Annotated in this window: 19 protein-coding genes; 17 read left to right on the top strand and 2 right to left on the bottom strand. The window is 66.7% G+C overall.

Annotated features, from left to right (window positions below; translation table 11 throughout):
- Window positions 1-8 precede the first annotated feature (8 nt).
- Complete coding sequence (locus RSO01_RS25745) at window positions 9-2240, bottom strand: arylsulfatase (protein WP_147152815.1); 2232 nt, start codon at window positions 2238-2240, stop codon at window positions 9-11.
- A gap of 86 nt (window positions 2241-2326) precedes the next feature.
- Between RSO01_RS25745 and RSO01_RS25750 the strand changes: the two genes are divergently transcribed.
- The 10 genes from RSO01_RS25750 (at window position 2327) to RSO01_RS25795 (ending at window position 9607) form a co-directional block, all read left to right on the top strand.
- Complete coding sequence (locus tag RSO01_RS25750; RefSeq protein ID WP_170303354.1) at window positions 2327-3091, top strand: alpha/beta fold hydrolase; 765 nt, start codon at window positions 2327-2329, stop codon at window positions 3089-3091.
- A 5-nt stretch (window positions 3092-3096) separates the two neighbouring features.
- Window positions 3097-3828 carry a DNA-3-methyladenine glycosylase I gene (locus RSO01_RS25755; protein ID WP_147152821.1) on the top strand — a complete coding sequence of 244 codons (732 nt, stop codon included), beginning with the start codon at window positions 3097-3099 and terminating at the stop codon, window positions 3826-3828.
- Window positions 3825-4568 (top strand): aspartate/glutamate racemase family protein, encoded by a 744-nt coding sequence (locus tag RSO01_RS25760; RefSeq protein WP_147152823.1) that lies wholly within the window; start codon window positions 3825-3827, stop codon window positions 4566-4568. The genes RSO01_RS25755 and RSO01_RS25760 overlap by 4 nt, the downstream gene beginning before the upstream one ends.
- Window positions 4569-4735: 167 nt before the next feature.
- Window positions 4736-5578, top strand: coding sequence for a fumarylacetoacetate hydrolase family protein (locus tag RSO01_RS25765; protein WP_147152825.1), 843 nt, complete (start codon window positions 4736-4738; stop codon window positions 5576-5578).
- Entirely contained in the window at window positions 5562-6803 is a 1242-nt protein-coding gene (locus RSO01_RS25770) for an MFS transporter (protein ID WP_147152827.1), read from the top strand. The genes RSO01_RS25765 and RSO01_RS25770 overlap by 17 nt, the downstream gene beginning before the upstream one ends.
- Window positions 6791-7630, top strand: coding sequence for an NADPH-dependent oxidoreductase (locus RSO01_RS25775; protein ID WP_147152829.1), 840 nt, complete (start codon window positions 6791-6793; stop codon window positions 7628-7630). The genes RSO01_RS25770 and RSO01_RS25775 overlap by 13 nt, the downstream gene beginning before the upstream one ends.
- 189 nt (window positions 7631-7819) lie before the next feature.
- A complete protein-coding gene (locus tag RSO01_RS25780) occupies window positions 7820-8314 on the top strand; it encodes a Spy/CpxP family protein refolding chaperone (protein WP_170303355.1) in 495 nt (164 codons plus the stop codon).
- Window positions 8315-8325: 11 nt separating this feature from the next.
- Complete coding sequence (locus RSO01_RS25785) at window positions 8326-8613, top strand: hypothetical protein (RefSeq protein WP_147152833.1); 288 nt, start codon at window positions 8326-8328, stop codon at window positions 8611-8613.
- 219 nt (window positions 8614-8832) lie between these two features.
- On the top strand, window positions 8833-9330 hold the full coding sequence (locus RSO01_RS25790) for a Spy/CpxP family protein refolding chaperone (RefSeq protein WP_147152835.1): 498 nt from the start codon (window positions 8833-8835) through the stop codon (window positions 9328-9330).
- A 10-nt stretch (window positions 9331-9340) separates the two neighbouring features.
- Window positions 9341-9607 carry a hypothetical protein gene (locus RSO01_RS25795; RefSeq protein WP_147152837.1) on the top strand — a complete coding sequence of 89 codons (267 nt, stop codon included), beginning with the start codon at window positions 9341-9343 and terminating at the stop codon, window positions 9605-9607.
- A 45-nt stretch (window positions 9608-9652) separates the two neighbouring features.
- Here the strand turns inward: RSO01_RS25795 and RSO01_RS25800 are convergent, their stop codons facing one another.
- Window positions 9653-10534 (bottom strand): LysR substrate-binding domain-containing protein, encoded by an 882-nt coding sequence (locus RSO01_RS25800; protein ID WP_170303356.1) that lies wholly within the window; start codon window positions 10532-10534, stop codon window positions 9653-9655.
- 96 nt (window positions 10535-10630) lie between these two features.
- Between RSO01_RS25800 and RSO01_RS25805 the strand changes: the two genes are divergently transcribed.
- From RSO01_RS25805 to RSO01_RS25835, 7 genes are read left to right on the top strand one after another with little or no spacing between them, the layout of a single operon-like run.
- Complete coding sequence (locus RSO01_RS25805) at window positions 10631-11599, top strand: tripartite tricarboxylate transporter substrate binding protein (protein WP_218037456.1); 969 nt, start codon at window positions 10631-10633, stop codon at window positions 11597-11599.
- On the top strand, window positions 11596-12828 hold the full coding sequence (locus RSO01_RS25810) for a CaiB/BaiF CoA transferase family protein (protein ID WP_147152841.1): 1233 nt from the start codon (window positions 11596-11598) through the stop codon (window positions 12826-12828). Before RSO01_RS25805 ends, RSO01_RS25810 begins: the two co-directional genes overlap by 4 nt.
- On the top strand, window positions 12825-13577 hold the full coding sequence (locus RSO01_RS25815; protein ID WP_147152843.1) for an enoyl-CoA hydratase/isomerase family protein: 753 nt from the start codon (window positions 12825-12827) through the stop codon (window positions 13575-13577). Before RSO01_RS25810 ends, RSO01_RS25815 begins: the two co-directional genes overlap by 4 nt.
- 9 nt (window positions 13578-13586) lie before the next feature.
- Window positions 13587-14375, top strand: coding sequence for an enoyl-CoA hydratase/isomerase family protein (locus RSO01_RS25820; protein WP_147152845.1), 789 nt, complete (start codon window positions 13587-13589; stop codon window positions 14373-14375).
- Window position 14376: 1 nt separating this feature from the next.
- Window positions 14377-15561: a CaiB/BaiF CoA transferase family protein gene (locus tag RSO01_RS25825; RefSeq protein WP_170303357.1), complete on the top strand. Its 1185-nt coding sequence runs from the start codon at window positions 14377-14379 to the stop codon at window positions 15559-15561.
- On the top strand, window positions 15558-16358 hold the full coding sequence (locus RSO01_RS25830; RefSeq protein WP_147152849.1) for an enoyl-CoA hydratase/isomerase family protein: 801 nt from the start codon (window positions 15558-15560) through the stop codon (window positions 16356-16358). The genes RSO01_RS25825 and RSO01_RS25830 overlap by 4 nt, the downstream gene beginning before the upstream one ends.
- Window positions 16355-17338, top strand: a complete 984-nt coding sequence (locus RSO01_RS25835) for a Bug family tripartite tricarboxylate transporter substrate binding protein (protein WP_170303358.1) — start codon at window positions 16355-16357, stop codon at window positions 17336-17338. Before RSO01_RS25830 ends, RSO01_RS25835 begins: the two co-directional genes overlap by 4 nt.
- Window positions 17339-17365 lie beyond the last annotated feature (27 nt).

The raw sequence follows: 17365 nt of genomic DNA on the forward strand, positions 1-17365 counted from the left end.
GACCATTTTTACTCTGTGGCCAATGTCGCTGTTGCCGCCGCCTCGGCGTCGAGCGCCTGGTCGTCGTCCATGGTCATGGTGACCTTGCGCAGCTTGCCGGTGAAGGCGAACGGCGCCTCGTAGTGCGACACCGGGCTGTTGCGATCACGGCCGATGTCGAGGCCGGACCAGGAGATGAAGGCGACGAAGCCGACCGTGGTCTCGAAGCCGCCGCAGGGTTCGCCGTCGATCAGCAGGGTCGCGATGTTGGTGTGGTTGCGATAGCGCATGCTCATGCCGAGCCGGCGGTTGCCGGCCGGCACGGGACGGTCCGACACGATCAGGTGATGCAGGCCGCCGACATTCATGTCGTAGCAGAGCCGGTTGTCCTTGATGTAGAGCGCGTAGCCGCAGGTCATGTCGCCGTGGGAGATCAGCACCCCCTCGGTCGCGGGCCCGTCGATGCGGGCATCGGCCTCGATCGTGTAGCTGCGATTGCGCACGTCGGGCGCCACATCGGTCGGCAGATGGCCCATGCCGGCATGGAACACGAAGCGCTTGCGCGGTCCGTGGAAGCGCTTGGCGTTGTCGCCGAAGCGGGCGGCAAACCGGTCGTCGAGCGGCAGCACCTTGCAGGCCTCGGCCTGGCGCCACCATTCGTCGATCATGGCCTTCAGCCGCTCGGGCTCGCGCTCGGCGAGATCGTCAACCTCGTTGAAGTCGCGGTCGAGGTGGTAGAGTTCCCACTTGTCGTGGTCGAAGGCGTTGCCCGGCGGATGGAAGCACACGGCCTTGTAACCGTCCTGCACCAGGCCACGATGGCCGAACATCTCGAAATACTGCGGCTTCTTCTTCGACGGCGCCTTGGCCCGGGCCAGGCTTTTGGCAAAGCTGGTGCCCTCGATCGGCATCTGCTTGACGCCGTTGATCGCCTTAGGCGGCTTGATGCCGACGATGTCGAGCAACGTCGGCGCGAGATCGCTGGCGTGACAGAACTGGTGGCGCAACTCGCCTCTCGCCGCGATGCCCTTGCCCCAGGCCATGACCAGCGGATCGCGGATGCCGCCGCCGTGGGTGTTCTGCTTGTAGCGGCGCAAGGGCGTGTTGGCGGCCATCGCCCAGCCCAACGGGAAATTGGAATGGGTGTCGGGGCCGCCGATATCGTCGATGCGGGCGATCTTCTCCTCGATCGGCTCGCGCTTCAGATTGTAGGGGCCCATGGCGTTGACCATGCCGAACGGCCCGCCCTCCTGGCTGGCGCCGTTGTCCGACATGATGATGACCAGCGTGTCGTCGAGCTGGCCCGCCGTCTCGAGGAACGCCATCAGGCGCGCCAGATGCTGGTCGGCATGGTCGAGCATGGCGGCGTAGGCCGCCTGCAGACGCGTGAACAGGCGCTGCTCGCCCTCGGGCACGTCGGCCCAGGCGCGCACCACGTCGTTGCGCGGCGGCATCCGTGTTCCCTTCGGCACGATGCCGAGCTCGATCTGGCGGGCGAGCCGCTGCTCGCGCTCGACGTCCCAACCATGGGTGAACAATGCATCGTACTTCTTGATCAGGTCGAACGGCGCCTGGTGCGGCGCGTGGCAGGCGCCGAGTGCCACCCAGGTCAGCCACGGCGTCTTGTCGTTGTCAGCCACGTGGTCGGCGAGATAGCGGATGGCCTGGTCGACGAGATCCGACGTCAGATGATAGCCCGAGGCGAAGTTGCCCGGAGGATCGACCGGCGTGTTGTCGCGCACCAGTTCGGGCGCGTACTGGTCGGTCTCGGCATCCATGAAGCCGTAGTAGCGGTCAAAGCCGCGGCCGAGCGGCCAACCGTCGAACGGGCCGGTGGCGCCGGTCTCGGTGAGCGGCGTGACGTGCCATTTGCCCAGCATGTAGTTGCGATAACCGTGGGGACGCAGCATCTCGGCGAGGGTGCCAGCCTCGCGCGCGATCTTGCCGCGATAGCCGGGATATCCCGAATCGAAGTTGGCGAGGCAGCCGACGCCCACCGAATGATGGTTTCGGCCGGTAAGAAGGGCGGCGCGCGTGGTCGAGCACATCGCCGTGGTGTGGAAGCCGGTGTAGCGCAGGCCGCGGCCGGCAATGGCGTCGATGGTCGGCGTGGCGATCGGCGAGCCGTAGCAGCCGAGGTCGGAGAAGCCGACATCGTCGAACAGGATGACCAGGATGTTGGGGGCGCCCTTTGGACGGGCAGGCGCCTCGGGCCAGTGGGGAGTGGACTCCCTGACCGTCTTGCCGATTGTCGCCGCCATGCGTTTCCCCGATGTTTCACCAGTTGTCCGACACCCCGGCCTCGCAAGCAACTTGTGAGGCCTCATGGCTCAGGCTAGGGAAAGTTATGGCTCAGTTCACTTCGGACGGGCTTACGCTCGCCTACGACGAATTCGGACCCAGCGACGCGCGCAAAGCGATGGTGCTGGTCCACGGCTTCTCGTCCAACCGCTATGAAAACTGGAAGCGCATGGGTTGGTACGACGCCATCGCCGGCAAGGGCATTCGCGGCTTCGCCCTCGATTGCCGCGGCCATGGCGAGAGCGCCAAGCCGCACGAGCCCGAAAAATACGACCGCCAGGCGATGGCGCGCGATGTATTTGCACTCATGGACCATGCCGGCGTCGAGCGCGCGCACCTGCTGGGCTTCTCCATGGGGGCGCATATCGCACTGACCGCTGCCATGGCCGACGGCGGGCGCATCGATCATCTGGTCGTAGCAGGCGTTGGTGGTCGCATCTTCGAGCCACCGCGCGATCCCGACGGCATGGCCAAAGCGATGGAAGCGGCGACGCCGGACGAGATCGGCGATCCGATGCTGAAAAGCTTCCGCCACTTCGCCGACGAGCAGAAGGAGGACCGGCTGGCGCTGGCCGCCTGCTCGCGCGCGCCGCGCGCGCCGATGACGCGCGATGCATTGATGGCGATCCGCCGGCCGGCACTGGTGATCGCCGGCGCGCGCGACCAGCTCGCCGGGCCGCCGCAGGGCCTGGCCGACGCCATCATGGGCGCCAAGGCGGTGACCATCCCGGGCTGCGACCATTTCTCGATGATCGCGCACGGCCTGTTCAAGGCGAGCGTGTTCGACTTCTTCGACGGATGGCTGGAGTAGCGGCGATGGCCCCCAAGGGAGCTAGGATCACGTTCAAGCGCATCCGCGAGCGCGCCGCCAAGCGCAAGGGCGGCGACAAGGTCTTGGCAAGCCTGATGCCCAAGAAGCCCAACAACAAGTCGTTGGCGAAACTCTCAGACGATCGCGTGCTGTCGGAAATGGCGGCGCGCGTGTTCTCCGCGGGCTTCGTGTGGAGCGTCATCGACAACAAGTGGCCGGGCTTCGAGGAAGCGTTCCTCGAGTTCAATCCCAAGCGGCTGTTGTTCCAGCCGGCCGAGTTCTGGGAGAAGCTCGCCTCGGACAAGCGCATCGTGCGCAATCCGCAGAAGATCAAGTCGGTGCGCGACAACGCCAGGTTCGTGACCGAGATCTCGGCCGAGCACGGCAGCTTCGGCAAGTTTCTGGCCAAGTGGCCGGCCGACGATCAGGCCGGCCTGCTGGAGTTGCTGGGCAAGCGCGGCTCGCGCCTGGGCGGCTTCAGCGGCCAGTACCTGCTGCGCTTCCTGGGATGGGACGCCTGGGTGCTGTCGGGCCATGTGCTGATGTGCCTGCGCGATGCCGGCGTCCCGATCAGCGCCACCGGCACATCGAAGAAGGACCTGCGTGCGGCACAGGCGCAACTCAATGCCTGGCGCGAGGGAAGCGGATTGCCGATGGCCTGGGTGTCGCGCACCTGTGCGCTGTCGATCGGCGAGAACTACGACGTCGCGAGATTGAAAGAGATCATGCAGCTATGACCGACATCCTGCTGATCAATCCCAACACCACGGCCTCGATCACCGATCTCGTCCTCAAGACTGCGAAACGCTTCGCCTCGAAGGGCACCAACCTGCGCGCCGTCACGGGCGCCTTCGGGCCGCGCTACATCGCCAGCCGCGTGGGCTATGCCATCGCCGGACACGCCGCGGTCGACGCCTTCGCCAACGATCGTGGACGCAAGGATGCCGTGGTGCTCGCCTGCTTCGGCGATCCAGGCCTCGCCGCGCTGAAGGAGATCGCCAAGGTACCGGTGGTCGGCATGGCCGACGCCTCGATCCTGCAGGCCTGTGCCATGGGCAACCGCTTCTCCATCGTCACGGGCGGGGAACGCTGGCAGGCGATGCTGGAGGAGTTCGTGGCGAGCCATGGCCTCTCCTCTCGCCTCGCCTCCATCCGCACCGTCGCGCCGACCGGCGCCGACATCGCGCGCAATCCGAAAGCCGCGATGGCGCTGCTCGCCAAAGGCTGCACGGCGTGCGTGCGCGAAGACGGCGCCGACGTCGTGATCCTGGGTGGCGCAGGCCTGGCCGGCCTTGCAGCCAAGCTGAAGGACGCCGTCGATGCGCCGCTGCTCGACGGCGTGGCCTGTGCGATCTCGATGGCCGAGGCGCTGGCCAAGCAGAAGCTCGCGAAGGCGAAGAGCGGTGCGCTTGCGCTGCCTGCGCCTGTCGAGAGTGTTGGTCTGTCGCCGGCGCTGGCGAAGCTGATCGCATCTTAACCGTCATCCCGAGCGAAGCCGCCCGTAGGGCGGCGCAGTCGAGGGACCTGTTTTGTCGATGCATCGACAAAACAGGTCCCTCCGCTTCGCGTCGCTGCGCTCGGCTCCGGTCGGGATGACGGTCGTGTTGGATGACAACCCCGCCTCCTTTTGACATGGTCCCACCCATGCGGTTGGTCAGTTTTCGCCATGCGGACGCAGCCAAGATCGGCGCGATCGTCGACGGCGGCATCGTCGATCTGTCGGGACGGACGTCGTCGCGCTGGCCGAGCTTGCGCGATGCCATCGCGGCCAAGGCGCTGCCGGCGCTCGCTGCCGCGGCCAAGGGCGCCAAGGCCGATCTCTCGTTCGACGAGGTCGAGCTCAGCCCGGCCATTCCCAACCCCGACAAGATCCTCTGCATTGGCCTCAACTACGCGAGCCATGTCGGCGAGGTCGGCCGCGCGCTTCCCACCGTGCCCAGCGTCTTCTCCCGCCTGCACAACACCTTGGTGCCGCACGGCGGCAGCATCGTGCGGCCGCGCGCCTCGATCGACTTCGACTTCGAGGGCGAGCTCGCGGTCGTGATCGGCGAGCGCTGCCGGCACGTGCCGCGGGCCAGCGCCTTGTCGGTCGTGGCGGGCTACACCTGCTTCCTCGACGGCAGCGTGCGCGACTTCCAGAAGCATTCGGTGACCGCCGGCAAGAACTTCCCGGCGACCGGCCCGCTCGGGCCCTGGCTGGTCACGTCGGACGTGATCACCGATCCGCAGCGGCTCGAGCTCACGACTCGACTGAACGGCAGCGTGGTGCAGCACGACACGACCGATCACATGATCTTCGACGTCGCCACCATCATCGAATATCTCTCGACCGTGACCTGGCTCGAGCCGGGCGACATCATCGCCACCGGCACGCCCGATGGCGTCGGGCTCGGCCGCAAGCCGCCGCTCTGGATGAAGGCTGGCGACAAGGTCGAGGTCGAGATCTCTGGTATCGGGGTTTTGGGCGTCAATGTCGTCGACGAGTGAGCAACTGCGCGCGCCCGCTGGGGCAGAGACCGGCTGGGGTCGCGACGCCAAGGTGATCGGCCTGATCTCGGCGGCGCATTTCACCAGCCACGTCCATCTGATGCTGCTGCCGCCGATCTTCGGCCCGGTGCGCGAGGCCTTCGGCGTCTCCTATATCGAGATCGGCATCGCGCTGACCGCCTACAACGTCATCTCGGCGGCCCTGCAGACGCCGGCAGGCTTCCTCGTCGACCGCATCGGACCGCGCCTCATGCTGACGGGCGGGCTGGTGCTGGCCGCCATGGCGCTCCTGGTCGCCGCCCTGCTGCCGCACTACTGGATATTCGTGGTGGCCTACGCCTTCCTCGGTCTCGCCAACACCGTCTACCACCCGGCCGACTACTCCATCCTGTCGGCGACCATCGACGAGAAACGCATCGGCAAGGCCTTCTCGATCCACAACTTCGCAGGCTTCTTCGGCTCGGGCGTGACGCCGGCCATGGTGCTGACCATCGCCGCGGTGTGGGGCTGGCAGGGCGCCTTCTTCGCGGCGGCGGCGCTCGCGATCTGCTCGGCGACGCTGCTGATCGTGGCCGGCGGCATCCTGCCTAAAAGCGTACGGCTGCCCAAGAACGCCCGTCCGGGCGCCAAGGTCGGATTGGAACTGCTGCTGAGCGGCCCGGTGCTGCGCAATCTCCTGTTCTTCGTCTGCATCGCCATGGCCAATGGCGGCATCCAGACCTTCTCGGTCGTGGCCCTGGGCTCCCTGCACGGCACGCCGGCCTCGGTCGCCAACATGGGCCTGTCGGGCTTCCTGCTGTTCAGCGCCGCCGGCGTCCTTTTGGGCGGCATCATCGCCGACCGCACGCCGCACCATGAGTGGGTGGCCGCTGTGGGCTTCGCCTTCACCTCGGCCATGGCGATCCTGCTGGGCTGGGTCGACATGCCGTCGGCCATCCTGATCTTCGTCATGTCGCTGGGCGGCCTTTTGAACGGCATCATCCAACCCTCGCGCGACATGATGGTGCGGGCGGTGACGCCCGTCGGCTCGTTCGGCAAGGTCTTCGGCTTCGTCTCGACCGGCTTCAACCTCGGCGGCATGGTCGCGCCCTTGCTCTATGGCTGGCTGATGGATCGCGGCCAGCCGCAGATGATCTTCGCCATCGTCACCGGCTTCATCATCCTGGCGCTGCTGACCGCCGTCACGCGCCGCAAACCACAGGCTGCTGCATCATGGACGCGCTGACCCCGACCGACACGCAGGACAAGCAGGCGGCATTGGCCCGCCGCTACGGCGCCGCCGCCCCGCTGGCGGGCCCCTGGAACGAGACCATCGCCACCCTGCTCGACCACCGCTCGGTGCGCGGCTTCCTGTCCGATCCCGTACCGGCGGGAACCCTGGAAACCCTGATCGCCGCCGCCCAGTCGGCCGCCACCAGCTCCAACATGCAGCTGTGGTCGGCGATCGCCGTCACCGATCCCGGCAAGCGCAAGGTGCTGGCCGAGATCGCCGGCAACCAGAAGCACATCGAGCAGTGCCCACTCTACATCGCCTTCATCGCCGACATGTCTCGCAACGAGCGCATGTCGCAGGCCGAGCAGGTAACCTTCGAGAACCTGCCCTATCTGGAAACCTTCATGGTGGCCTGCATCGATGCCGCCCTGGCCGCCCAGAACGCCGTGGTCGCCGCCGAGTCGCTGGGACTGCGTACTGTCTATATCGGCGCCATGCGCAACGACCCGGCCCAGGTGCACGAACTGCTGGGCTTGCCGCCCAAGGCCTTTGTCGTGTTCGGCCTCTGCGTCGGCTATGCCGATCCGGCCGCCAAGAACGAGGTCAAGCCGCGCCTGCCGCAATCGACCGTGTTGCATCACGAGCGCTACGACGCCGCGCCGGAGGCCCGCGACCGTCCCGCCTATGACGCGGAAATGGCCCAATTCTCGTCGCGCAACGAGATGCAGGCCACGACCTGGACCGCCCGCATGCTGAACCGCATGGGCCCGATCAAGTCGATGAACGGCCGCGAACGCATCCGCGCCACCCTGGCCAAGCTCGGTTTCGAGATCCGTTAGCGCCGATAGCGCTTCAGGCCCGGTACAAACGGCCGCTCGCGCTTCATGACTTGTGTCCAAAGGATGTCCGCCCGGTAAGCCGCCGGACGATTAAATGCGGAACGCTGGGTCAACGAGGCCGTTCCTTAGAGAGCGACCGGCTGACCCAGGATGGGTGCGCGCGGCCGTACTCTTCCAAAGGAATTATGCATGACTCATTTCTTCGCTCCGGTGGCGCGCTCGTTCGCCATCGCCTCCCTGACGGGCGCCGCCCTGCTTGCCGGCTCCGTGGCGCCCACCTGGGCGCAGACAACCGACAGCAAGGACAGCAAGACGCCGCCCGCAGCCGCCGCGGCCACCAGCACCAAGCCCGAGACCGTCGAGCAGCGCATCACGACGCTGAAGACGGCGCTCAAGATCACGCCCGACCAGGAGCCCAAGTGGACCGCAGTCGCCCAGGCGATGCGCGACAGCTCGGTCCAGATGGAAAAGCTGGTCGCCACCAAGCGCGCGATCCCGCCGGAGAAGACCACGGCGGTCGATGACCTGAAGACCTATCAGGAGTTCACCGAAGTCCGTCTCGACGGCCTGAAGAAGGTCAATTCGGCGTTCAAGTCGCTCTACGACTCGATGCCGGCCGAGCAGAAGAAGAATGCCGACATGGTGTTCGAGAAGTACGGGCCGACGAAGTCGAACCAGGGCTAGGAGGTTCCATCATGACAAGCAGCAAACGCATCGGCCTGGGCGTAGCCCTCGTGCTGGGCATGCTATCCGTCGCAGCGATCACCGTTCCGGCCAACGCCGCCTGGTGGGGCAATGGCCAGTGGAACAACGATACGCGGTACGACAACCGGTACAACAACAGCAACGACTGGAACAACCGGTACTACGGCTACCACTATCGCCAGCCGCCGGTCGTCTACTCGACGCCCTACAATTACGGCTACCAGCCGCCGCCCGTCATCTACGACAACACGCCCGGCTTCACGATCCGCATCCAGTAACGGCTGGAAACGGAAGACGGCGGGCAGCTACTGCCCGCCGTTTCCTTGAGCGACCGCCCGGCCCCCAAATCCTGTCGGGATTGCGGCAGATTTGCGCTGTGACCGACGCATGCCCGGGACCTGATTTGGGTGTCTTTTTTCGCCGCAACGCTTCCTCGCCGCGGCACGTTTTCCCCGCTAGCGGCCGACCTCGGCCGTCCATTGGAAGAGGAAGCACGCATGACCCATTCCTTGTTCTTTAAAGTGACCCGCCCGGCTGCGATTGCGTCGTTGGCCGGTGCAGCCTTGTTGGCCGGTTCCTTCACCCCGGCGATGGCCCAACCGAAGGAAGCCGACAAGCCGCCGGCAGCGGCGGCGGCCACCAGCAACAAGCCTGAGACGGTCGAGCAGCGCATCACCACGCTGAAGGCCGCCCTCAAGATCACGCCCGACCAGGAGAAGAAGTGGGACGGCGTGGCCCAGGCGATGCGCGACAACGCCAGCCGCATGGAGAAGCTGGTGGCGGAGAAGCGCAAGATCCCGCCCGAGAAGACCACGGCGGTCGACGACCTGAAGACCTATCAGGAGTTCACGGAGGCCCGTCTGGACGGCCTGAAGCACCTGACCTCGGCCTTCAAGTCGCTCTACGACTCGATGACGCCTGAGCAGAAGAAGAACGCCGACACGGTGTTCGAGAAGTACACGCCGCAGCAGCAGCAGCGTGCCAACCAGGGTTAAGGAGGCAGCCATGACGATCAGGAAAGGCATCGGCCTGGCGGTTGGCGCCATCGTCGCCGCCCTCGCCGTGGCCACCCCGGCCAGCGCGGCCTGGTGGGGCAACGGCCAATACTACAACGACAACCGCTGGAACAACTATAACGACCGCTACTACGGCTACTACTACAGGACGCCGCCGGTGGTTTACTCGACGCCGTACAACTACGGCTACTATCCGCCGCCGGTTTACTACAGCCCGAGCCCTGCCCCGGGTTTCTCGATCCAGATCCGGCCGTAGCGGCTGTTTATATGAAGGGCGGCGGGCAGCGATGCCCGCCGTTTTTCATGCCGCCAGCCGCAGCGCCGACAGCGCCCGCTTCAGCACCGGCGAGCGATTGTCGGGCTTCCACAAGGCCGAGACCTCCGCGACCGGCGCTTCGCCCTTGATGCGCATGAAGGTGACGCCGGGAAAGCCCGATGCGGCCAATGTGCTCGGGACCACGGAAACCCCGGCGCCGACCGACACCAGGCTCAGGATCGTGAGCAGGTTGCGCGGCTGGTGCGGTGGGATGGTGGGGCTGATGCCGGCGGCGCGGCAAGCCGCGATGATGCTGTCGTAGAAGATCGGCGACATGTGCCGGAGCGGCAGCACGAAATCGTCCAACGCGAAATCCGAGAGCGCGGCGCGCTTGCGGCCCGCCAGCCGATGGCCGTCGGGAACGGCCATGACCATCGGATCGCGAACGATCACCCGCGCCGTCAGGCCGGGATGCTGGGCCGGCGTGTGCAGGAAGGCGATGTCGATCTTGTCCTCGTGCAGCGCCTCGATCTGCTCCGACGAATTCATCTCCTGCCACATCACTGTGACGCCCGGCACGCCGCGCGACATCGTGGCATAGAGCTTGTGCGTCTCGGTGAAGACCGATGAGGTGATGAAGCCGGCGCGCAGATAGCCGCTGCGCCCCTTGTCGGCGCGCTGCACGACGTGCCGCAGCCCGTCGACCTGGCCCACCAGGCGGCGTGCTTCGTCCAGAAGGGCGGTGCCCGCGTCGGTGATGCGCACCGAGCGCTTGGTGCGATGGAACAGCGTGACGCTGAGCTCCGCCTCCAGCGCCTTGATGTGCTGGGTGAGCGGCGGTTGCGACAGGTTCAACCGCTTGGCGGCGCGGCCGAAATGCAGTTCCTCGGCCACGGCGAGGAAGCAGCGCAGGGAGCGGAGGTTCACGTCTGATTTCCTTGGACTATTAGTCTTATAGCAAAAATATAATTCCAAAATGACTGCCTCCGGCGAATCTTCCGGTCCGGAGGAAAAACAGCAAGAATGATCACCAGACGGTTGGCGCTCGGCGCCGCCCTGGCCGCCCTGCCGATGGCACGGCTGGCCGCGCAGGATTATCCGAACAGGCCCATCAAGCTCGTCATCCCTTTCACGCCGGGTGGCGTGACCGACAACATCGGTCGCGTCTTCACCGAGCGCATGGGGCGCGAGCTCGGCCAGCAGTTCATCATCGACAACCGGGCCGGCGCCAACGGCCGCATCGGCACGGACGCCGTCGCCAAGGCGGCACCTGACGGCTATACGCTGCTGCTGGGCGGCATCGGCGCGCTGACCATCCATCCCAACATGATGAAGCTGCCGTACGATCCGGTCGCCGACTTCATCCCGATCAGCCTGATTGCCACCAACGACGTCGTCATCGTCATCAATCCCAAGCTGTCGCCCAAGACGCCGGCCGAGCTGTTCGCCTTCTGCAAAGCGAACTCCGGCAAGCTGCAATACGGCTCCTCGGGCATCGGTGCGCCGACCCATCTGGCGGCCGAGCTTTTCAAGAGCAGAGTCGGCTTCGACATGGTCCACGTGCCCTACAAGGGCGACAGCGCCGCCATAATGGACGTGGTGAGCGGCACCGTGGATATGAGCTTCTCGACCGTGTCGGCCACCATCTCGCTGATCCGCGGTGGCAAGCTGCGGCCGATCGCGACGACCGGCCTGGTGCGCTCGCAGTCCCTGCCCGACGTTCCCACGCTCGACGAATCAGGGCTCAAGGGGTTCAACGCCGAGAGCTGGGTCGGCCTCATCGCGCCGGCGCATACGCCTGCCCCCATCATCAAGCGGCTTTACGATGCCACGAAGGTGACGCTGGCCGATCCCGAGGTGCGGCAGAAGCTGATTGCCGGCGGCAATACCATCGTCGGCAACGATACCGAGCAGTTCCGCGCCTTCCTCGCCGCCGAGACCAAGAAATGGGGCGACGTGATCCGCGCGGGCAACATCAAGTCGGACGAATGACAACCGGCGCGATGCGGCCGCTCGAGGGTGTGCGCATTCTCGATCTCAGCCGCGTGCTGGCCGGTCCGACGGCTGCCCAGACGCTGGCCGATCTCGGTGCCGAGGTCATCAAGATCGAGCGCCCCGCGGTCGGCGATGACACACGCCTAATGGGTCCGCACTTCCAGGGCGACACTGACCTGGTCGACCGCTCGGCCTATTTCTGGGCCGTCAATCGCGGCAAGAAGTCGGTGGCTATCGATCTCGCCATCGCCGAGGGGGCCGATCTCGTCCGTGGCCTGGCGGCGCGCGCCGACGTCCTTATCGAGAACTTCAAGGTCGGCGCGCTCGACCGTTATCGCCTGGGCGTCGCCGATCTGGCGGCGATCAACCCGCAGCTGGTCTATTGCTCGATCACCGGCTTCGGCCAGACCGGTCCCTACCGCCATCGCCCCGGATACGATTCCATCATCCAGGCCGTAGGCGGCCTGATGAGCATCACCGGCGAGCCCGACGGCAGCCCGGGCGGCGGCCCGCAGCGCGCCGGCGTACCCATGATCGACATCATGACCGGCCTCTACGCCTCGACCGCGATCCTCGCCGCGCTGCGTCATCGCGATCGTACCGGGCAGGGCCAGCACATCGACCTCGCTCTGCTCGACGTCATGGTCTCCTCGCTGTCCTATTTCGGCGTCAGCCACCTTGCCTCGGGTCGCGTGCCGCAGCGCACCGGCACGCGCAACCCGGTGACCCATCCCAGCGGCATCTACGACTGCAGCGACGGCCAGATCATGATCATCGCCGGCAACGACGACCAGTTCCGCAGGCTCTGTGGCGCGCTCGGCGTGCCGGCACTGGCCGAAGATCCGCGATTTGCGACATCCCCTGATCGCGTTGCCAATGCCCACGCTCTCGACGAGATCGTCGGCCCGGTCCTGGCGGCGCGTACTCTGCAGGATTGCCTGGCCGCGTTCGAGAAGGCGGGCCTGCCCGCCGGCCCGATCAACGACCTCGGGCGCGTCTTTGCCGACTGCCATGTCCGCGAACGCGGCGCCGTCGTCTCCTTCGATCACCCGGCGATCGGCGCGGTTGGCTGTCTCGCCTCGCCGATGCGCCTTTCCGCGACGCCGGTGCAATACGACCAGCGGCCGGCAATGCTGGGCGAGCACACCCGCCGTACGCTGAGCGAGCTACTCGGTCTTTCCGACCGCGACCTGGACGGCTTGCAGGCCAAGGGAGCGATCGGATGACCGACCCTGTTCTCTACGAGATGCGGGGGCCGATCGCGGTCATCACGTTGGACCGGCCGGAGAAGCGGAACGTCGTCAACACGGCGATGCGCGACGGCGTGCTGGCCGCCTGGCAGCGTTTCGAGGCCGACCCGGCGGCACGGGTGGCGATCCTGACGGCCGCGGGCGACAAGGCGTTCTGCGCCGGCCGTGACCTCTCTGAAGCGGCAAGCGGACACGGTCACGGCTTCATTCCCATCCTGCGCGACGAGATTTCCGTCTCCAAGCCGGTGATCGCCGCGGTCAACGGCGCGGCCCTGGGCGGCGGCTGCTTCCTCGCGATCTCCTGCGACCTCTGCGTCGCGGCCGAACATGCCAGCTTCGCGCTGACGGAAGCGCGGGTCGGACGCGCGCCGATCTATGCTTTCTGGCTGAACGACATCATCCCGCAGAAAGTGGCGCTCGAAATGTCGATGACCGGCAATCCGATCGGCGCGCGACGCGCCTACGAGCTCGGCCTCGTCAACCATGTCGTGCCGGCCGCCGAGCTGATGGACAAGGCGATGGCGCTGGCGACCGACCTCTGCGCCGCCGCGCCGCTCAGCGTCGCGGCGACCAAAGCCATGCTCTACGAGACGGCGGGCCTCGACACGGTGTCCGCCCTGGAGCTCGCGCTCGCCCGCTTCAAGCCGGTGTTCGAGAGCGAAGACGCGATGGAAGGCATGCGGGCCTTCCGCGAAAAGCGCCCTCCGCAATGGAAGGGTCGATAGGAGGAAGACATGCCTTTGCTGAGCGAGATCCGCGGCCACGTGGCCATCCTGACCTTGAGCCGTCCCGAGGCGCGCAACGCCTGGGACGAGGACTTCAACGAAGGCCTCGAATCCAAGCTTGCCGAGCTGGAGAAGAATCACGAGGTCCGCTGCGTCATCCTCACGGGTGACGAGAAGGGCCGCGCCTTCTCAGCCGGCGCCAACCTGGCCGACACCGACACCCATACCGTGGCGTCTCCCGCGGCCTTCATCACCGGCATCCCTCATTGGCGCAAGTTCGTCGCCAATCTTTTGACCGACTTCCCCAAGCCGGTGATCGCCGCGGTCAACGGCTACGCCATCGGCATTGGCTGCATCGCGACCTACTGCTGCGACCTGATCGTGGCGTCCGACCGCGCCGAATGGCGCCTGCCCCAGGTGCGGCTGGGCATCATGCCGGCCTACGGCGGCGCCGTGCGACTGGCGCGCTGGGTCGGCAAGGGCAACGCCATGCGCGCCGCCCTCGGCCATCCGATCGACGCCACCGAGGCCTATCGCATCGGCCTCGCCCAATGGCTGGTGCCGCACGCCGAGCTGATGGAGCGCGCGCTCAAGGTGGCGGACGACATCGCGGCCCTGCCGCCGCTCGCGGCGCGGATCGCCAAGGAATCGCTGACCAAGGGCCTGGACATCCCGAACATCCAGGATGCGTCCGAGGTCGACGTCTACCGCTTCATGGCGCTGAGCCAGACCGAAGATTCAAAGGAAGCGCACAATGCCTGGCGGGAGAAGCGCACCGCCACGGTGCGCGGCGTCTGACATGAGCGCCTTCTCGGGCATCCGCGTCCTCGACCTCAGCCGCGTGCTGGCAGGGCCATCGTGCGGCCAGCTGCTGGCCGACTTCGGCGCCGACGTCATCAAGGTCGAGGATGTCGGCGGCGACGAGAACCGCAAGTGGGCGCCCGTGGTCGACGGCGAGAGCGCCAACTATCTCAGCGTCAATCGCGGCAAGCGCGGCATGACGCTCAATCTCAAAAGCGGCGCCGGCCAGCAGATCCTGGCCGGCCTGGTGCGCAAGAGCGACGTCGTGATCGACAGTTTCCTGCCGGCCGTCGCCGAACGGCTGGGTGTCGACGACGCGACGCTGCGCGCGCTCAAGCCCGACCTGATCCACGTGACGATCAGCGGCTACGGCCATGACGGTCCATTAGCCGCCAAGCCGGGCTACGACCTGATGCTGCAGGCCTTCAGCGGCATGATGGCGATGACCGGCGAGCGCGGCGGCGGGCCGATCCGCGCCGGCGCCTCCTTCATCGACATGGCGACGGGCATGCTGGCCTTCTCGGGCGTCTCGGCGGCGCTCTATGCGCGACTGGCCGGCAAGGCTAGCGGCCAGCATATCCGCGTCTCGCTGCTGGAAACCGCGATCGCCCTGCTCGGTTATCACATTCCCGCCTACACGCTCGCCGGCAAGCTGCCGCCGCGCGACGGCTCGGGCGTGTGGCACATCGTGCCCTATCAGGCGTTCCGCACGCGTGACGGTTATGTGCTGGCGGGCGCCACCAACGATGCCGCCTGGCAGCGGCTCTGCACCGCCATCGGCGCTGCCGAGCTCGGCGGCAACCCGGCCTACGCCACCACGGTCTTGCGCATCGAGAATCGCGAGCCGGTGATCGCCGGCCTGTCGAAGATCTTTGCGACACGCGAAACGGCAGCGTGGGTCCGCCTGCTCGACGCCGCAAATGTGCCGTGTTCGCCCGTGAATGACATCGCTGAGACGCTGGCCCATCCGCAGGTGGCGGCGATGCAGATGGTGGTGGACGTGGAACGCAAATCGGGCGGGACGTTGCGACTGGCGGGCGTGCCGCTGAACCTTTCGGCGACACCGGCCGAGCCGGGCGGCGCGCCGCCACGGCTCGGCGAGCACACCGACGACATCCTGAAGAAAGAGCTGGGCCTGGACGACGCTGGGATCGCGGCCCTGCGCAAGGAAGGAACGATATGAGCGGCAAGATCGACCTCGAGCGGCAGGACAACGGCGTCGCCACGCTGTGGATCGACAATCCGGCGCATCGCAACGCGCTGAACAACAGCCTGATCGAAGCCCTGACCGGCCACTACAAGGCGCTCGCCGCCGACCCGGCCTGCCGCGTCATCGTCGTGCGCGGCCGGGGAGGCATCTTCTGCGCCGGCCGCGAACTGCGCGACCTGCGCGCCCTGCAGGACGCCGACAACGCCACCATCGTCGCGACCTACGAGAAGCTCCGGGCGTTGAACGAGGCGGTGTGGTTCTGCCCGCGCCCGACCGTGGCGGTGATCGAGAAATACGCCTTCGGCGCCGGCGCCACGCTGTCGAGCTGGTGCGATATCGCCGTTGCCGAGGACACGGCACTGTTCGCCTATCCCGAGGTACATCACGGCTTTCCGCCTTCGCCCGCCCTGATGGCGCTGTTTCTCGCCGTCGGACGCAAGAAGGCGATGGAGCTCGTCCTGACCGGCCGGCGCATCGACGCCGTCGAAGCCGATCGCATCGGCCTGATCACGCGGGCCGTGCCCCAGGCCGCACTCGACGAGGATCTGGCGAAGCTGACCGCGGGCCTGCTGCGCAGCGGCCCCGACGCCGTCAAGCGCACCAAGGAATTCGTCTGGCACAGCGACGAGGCGGGACACCGCGCCGCCATGGCCAGTGCCGTCGACAGCATCAGCCTGGGGCTCGCCAGCCCGCAGGCGCGCGAAGGCATCGCCGCCTTCTTCGCCAAGGAACAACCGGGCTGGGCCAGCCCCTCGAGGAGGAAATCGTGAACAGACGCAAACTGCTGATCGGCGCCGGCGCATTGGCCGGCGCGGGCTTCGCGGCCCCCACGGTCTTCGGCCAGGACACCTACCCATCCAAGCCCATCAAGCTCGTGATCCCCTTCCCGCCCGGCGGCCCGACCGACGTGCTGGGCCGGCGCTACGGCGAGAAGCTGTCGGCCGTGCTGGGCCAGCCGGTCGTGATCGACAACAAGGCGGGCGCCGGCGGCATCGTCGGCGCCGACATGGTCGCGAAGTCGAAGCCCGACGGCTACACGATGCTGCTGGGCTCGTCGTCGACACAGGTCAGCAGCCCGCTGCTGATGCCCAACGCGCCCTATCATCCGGTGAAGGATTTCACGCTCTTCATCATCGGCTTCGTGCCGATGGTGATCGCCTGCAATCCGGAGCTGCCGGTGAAGACGCTGCCGGAGCTGGTGAAGCTCCTGAAGGACAATCCGGACAAGTATCGCTACAGCTCGTCCGGCATGGGCAGCATCAACCACCTGGGCGGCGAGCTCTTCAAGATGAAGGCCGGCAACCTCGTGTCGCTGCACGTCCCCTACAAGGGCAACAGCCCGGCGCTGCAGGCCGCCCTGTCGGGCGAGGTCGACTGGCTGCTCGACACGTTCGGCACGTCGTTCGGCCACTACAAGTCGGGCAAACTGCGCTATCTCGCGATCTGCACCGAGAAGCGCTCGCAGGTCGCGCCGGAAGTGCCGACGGTGGCCGATTGCGGCCTGCCCGACGTCCTGGTCTCGACCGTCAATCCGGTCGGACTTCCCGCCGGCACGCCGCCTGAGATCGTGAAGACGATCGCCGACGCCACCCGCAAGATCATGTCGGACGAGAAGCTGCAGGCCGACCTGCGCGCCATGTCGATCGAGCCCGTGGCCGACGCCGACGCGGCGAAATCGGCCGCCTACTTCACGGGCGAGATGGAGCGCTGGGAGCCCATCATCAAGGCGAGCGGCGCCAAGATGGAGTAGATCCGCCATCGCGAAAGGTTGCTCCCG

Source organism: Reyranella soli, from assembly GCF_007992495.1.
Taxonomy (GTDB): Bacteria; Pseudomonadota; Alphaproteobacteria; order Reyranellales; family Reyranellaceae; genus Reyranella; species Reyranella soli.

Excerpts from the sequence above, each read along its gene's own strand:
- RSO01_RS25830 (WP_147152849.1), top strand. The coding sequence starts at position 15,558 with ATGAGCGGCAAGATCGACCTCGAGCGGCAGGACAACGGCGTCGCCACG.
- RSO01_RS25805 (WP_218037456.1), top strand. The coding sequence starts at position 10,631 with ATGATCACCAGACGGTTGGCGCTCGGCGCCGCCCTGGCCGCCCTGCCG.
- RSO01_RS25820 (WP_147152845.1), top strand. The coding sequence starts at position 13,587 with ATGCCTTTGCTGAGCGAGATCCGCGGCCACGTGGCCATCCTGACCTTG.
- RSO01_RS25780 (WP_170303355.1), top strand. The coding sequence starts at position 7,820 with ATGACTCATTTCTTCGCTCCGGTGGCGCGCTCGTTCGCCATCGCCTCC.
- RSO01_RS25785 (WP_147152833.1), top strand. The coding sequence starts at position 8,326 with ATGACAAGCAGCAAACGCATCGGCCTGGGCGTAGCCCTCGTGCTGGGC.
- RSO01_RS25760 (WP_147152823.1), top strand. The coding sequence starts at position 3,825 with ATGACCGACATCCTGCTGATCAATCCCAACACCACGGCCTCGATCACC.
- RSO01_RS25770 (WP_147152827.1), top strand. The coding sequence starts at position 5,562 with ATGTCGTCGACGAGTGAGCAACTGCGCGCGCCCGCTGGGGCAGAGACC.
- RSO01_RS25810 (WP_147152841.1), top strand. The coding sequence starts at position 11,596 with ATGACAACCGGCGCGATGCGGCCGCTCGAGGGTGTGCGCATTCTCGAT.
- RSO01_RS25745 (WP_147152815.1), bottom strand. The coding sequence starts at position 2,240 with ATGGCGGCGACAATCGGCAAGACGGTCAGGGAGTCCACTCCCCACTGG.
- RSO01_RS25795 (WP_147152837.1), top strand. The coding sequence starts at position 9,341 with ATGACGATCAGGAAAGGCATCGGCCTGGCGGTTGGCGCCATCGTCGCC.
- RSO01_RS25790 (WP_147152835.1), top strand. The coding sequence starts at position 8,833 with ATGACCCATTCCTTGTTCTTTAAAGTGACCCGCCCGGCTGCGATTGCG.
- RSO01_RS25775 (WP_147152829.1), top strand. The coding sequence starts at position 6,791 with ATGGACGCGCTGACCCCGACCGACACGCAGGACAAGCAGGCGGCATTG.
- RSO01_RS25755 (WP_147152821.1), top strand. The coding sequence starts at position 3,097 with ATGGCCCCCAAGGGAGCTAGGATCACGTTCAAGCGCATCCGCGAGCGC.
- RSO01_RS25815 (WP_147152843.1), top strand. The coding sequence starts at position 12,825 with ATGACCGACCCTGTTCTCTACGAGATGCGGGGGCCGATCGCGGTCATC.
- RSO01_RS25765 (WP_147152825.1), top strand. The coding sequence starts at position 4,736 with ATGCGGTTGGTCAGTTTTCGCCATGCGGACGCAGCCAAGATCGGCGCG.
- RSO01_RS25750 (WP_170303354.1), top strand. The coding sequence starts at position 2,327 with ATGGCTCAGTTCACTTCGGACGGGCTTACGCTCGCCTACGACGAATTC.
- RSO01_RS25825 (WP_170303357.1), top strand. The coding sequence starts at position 14,377 with ATGAGCGCCTTCTCGGGCATCCGCGTCCTCGACCTCAGCCGCGTGCTG.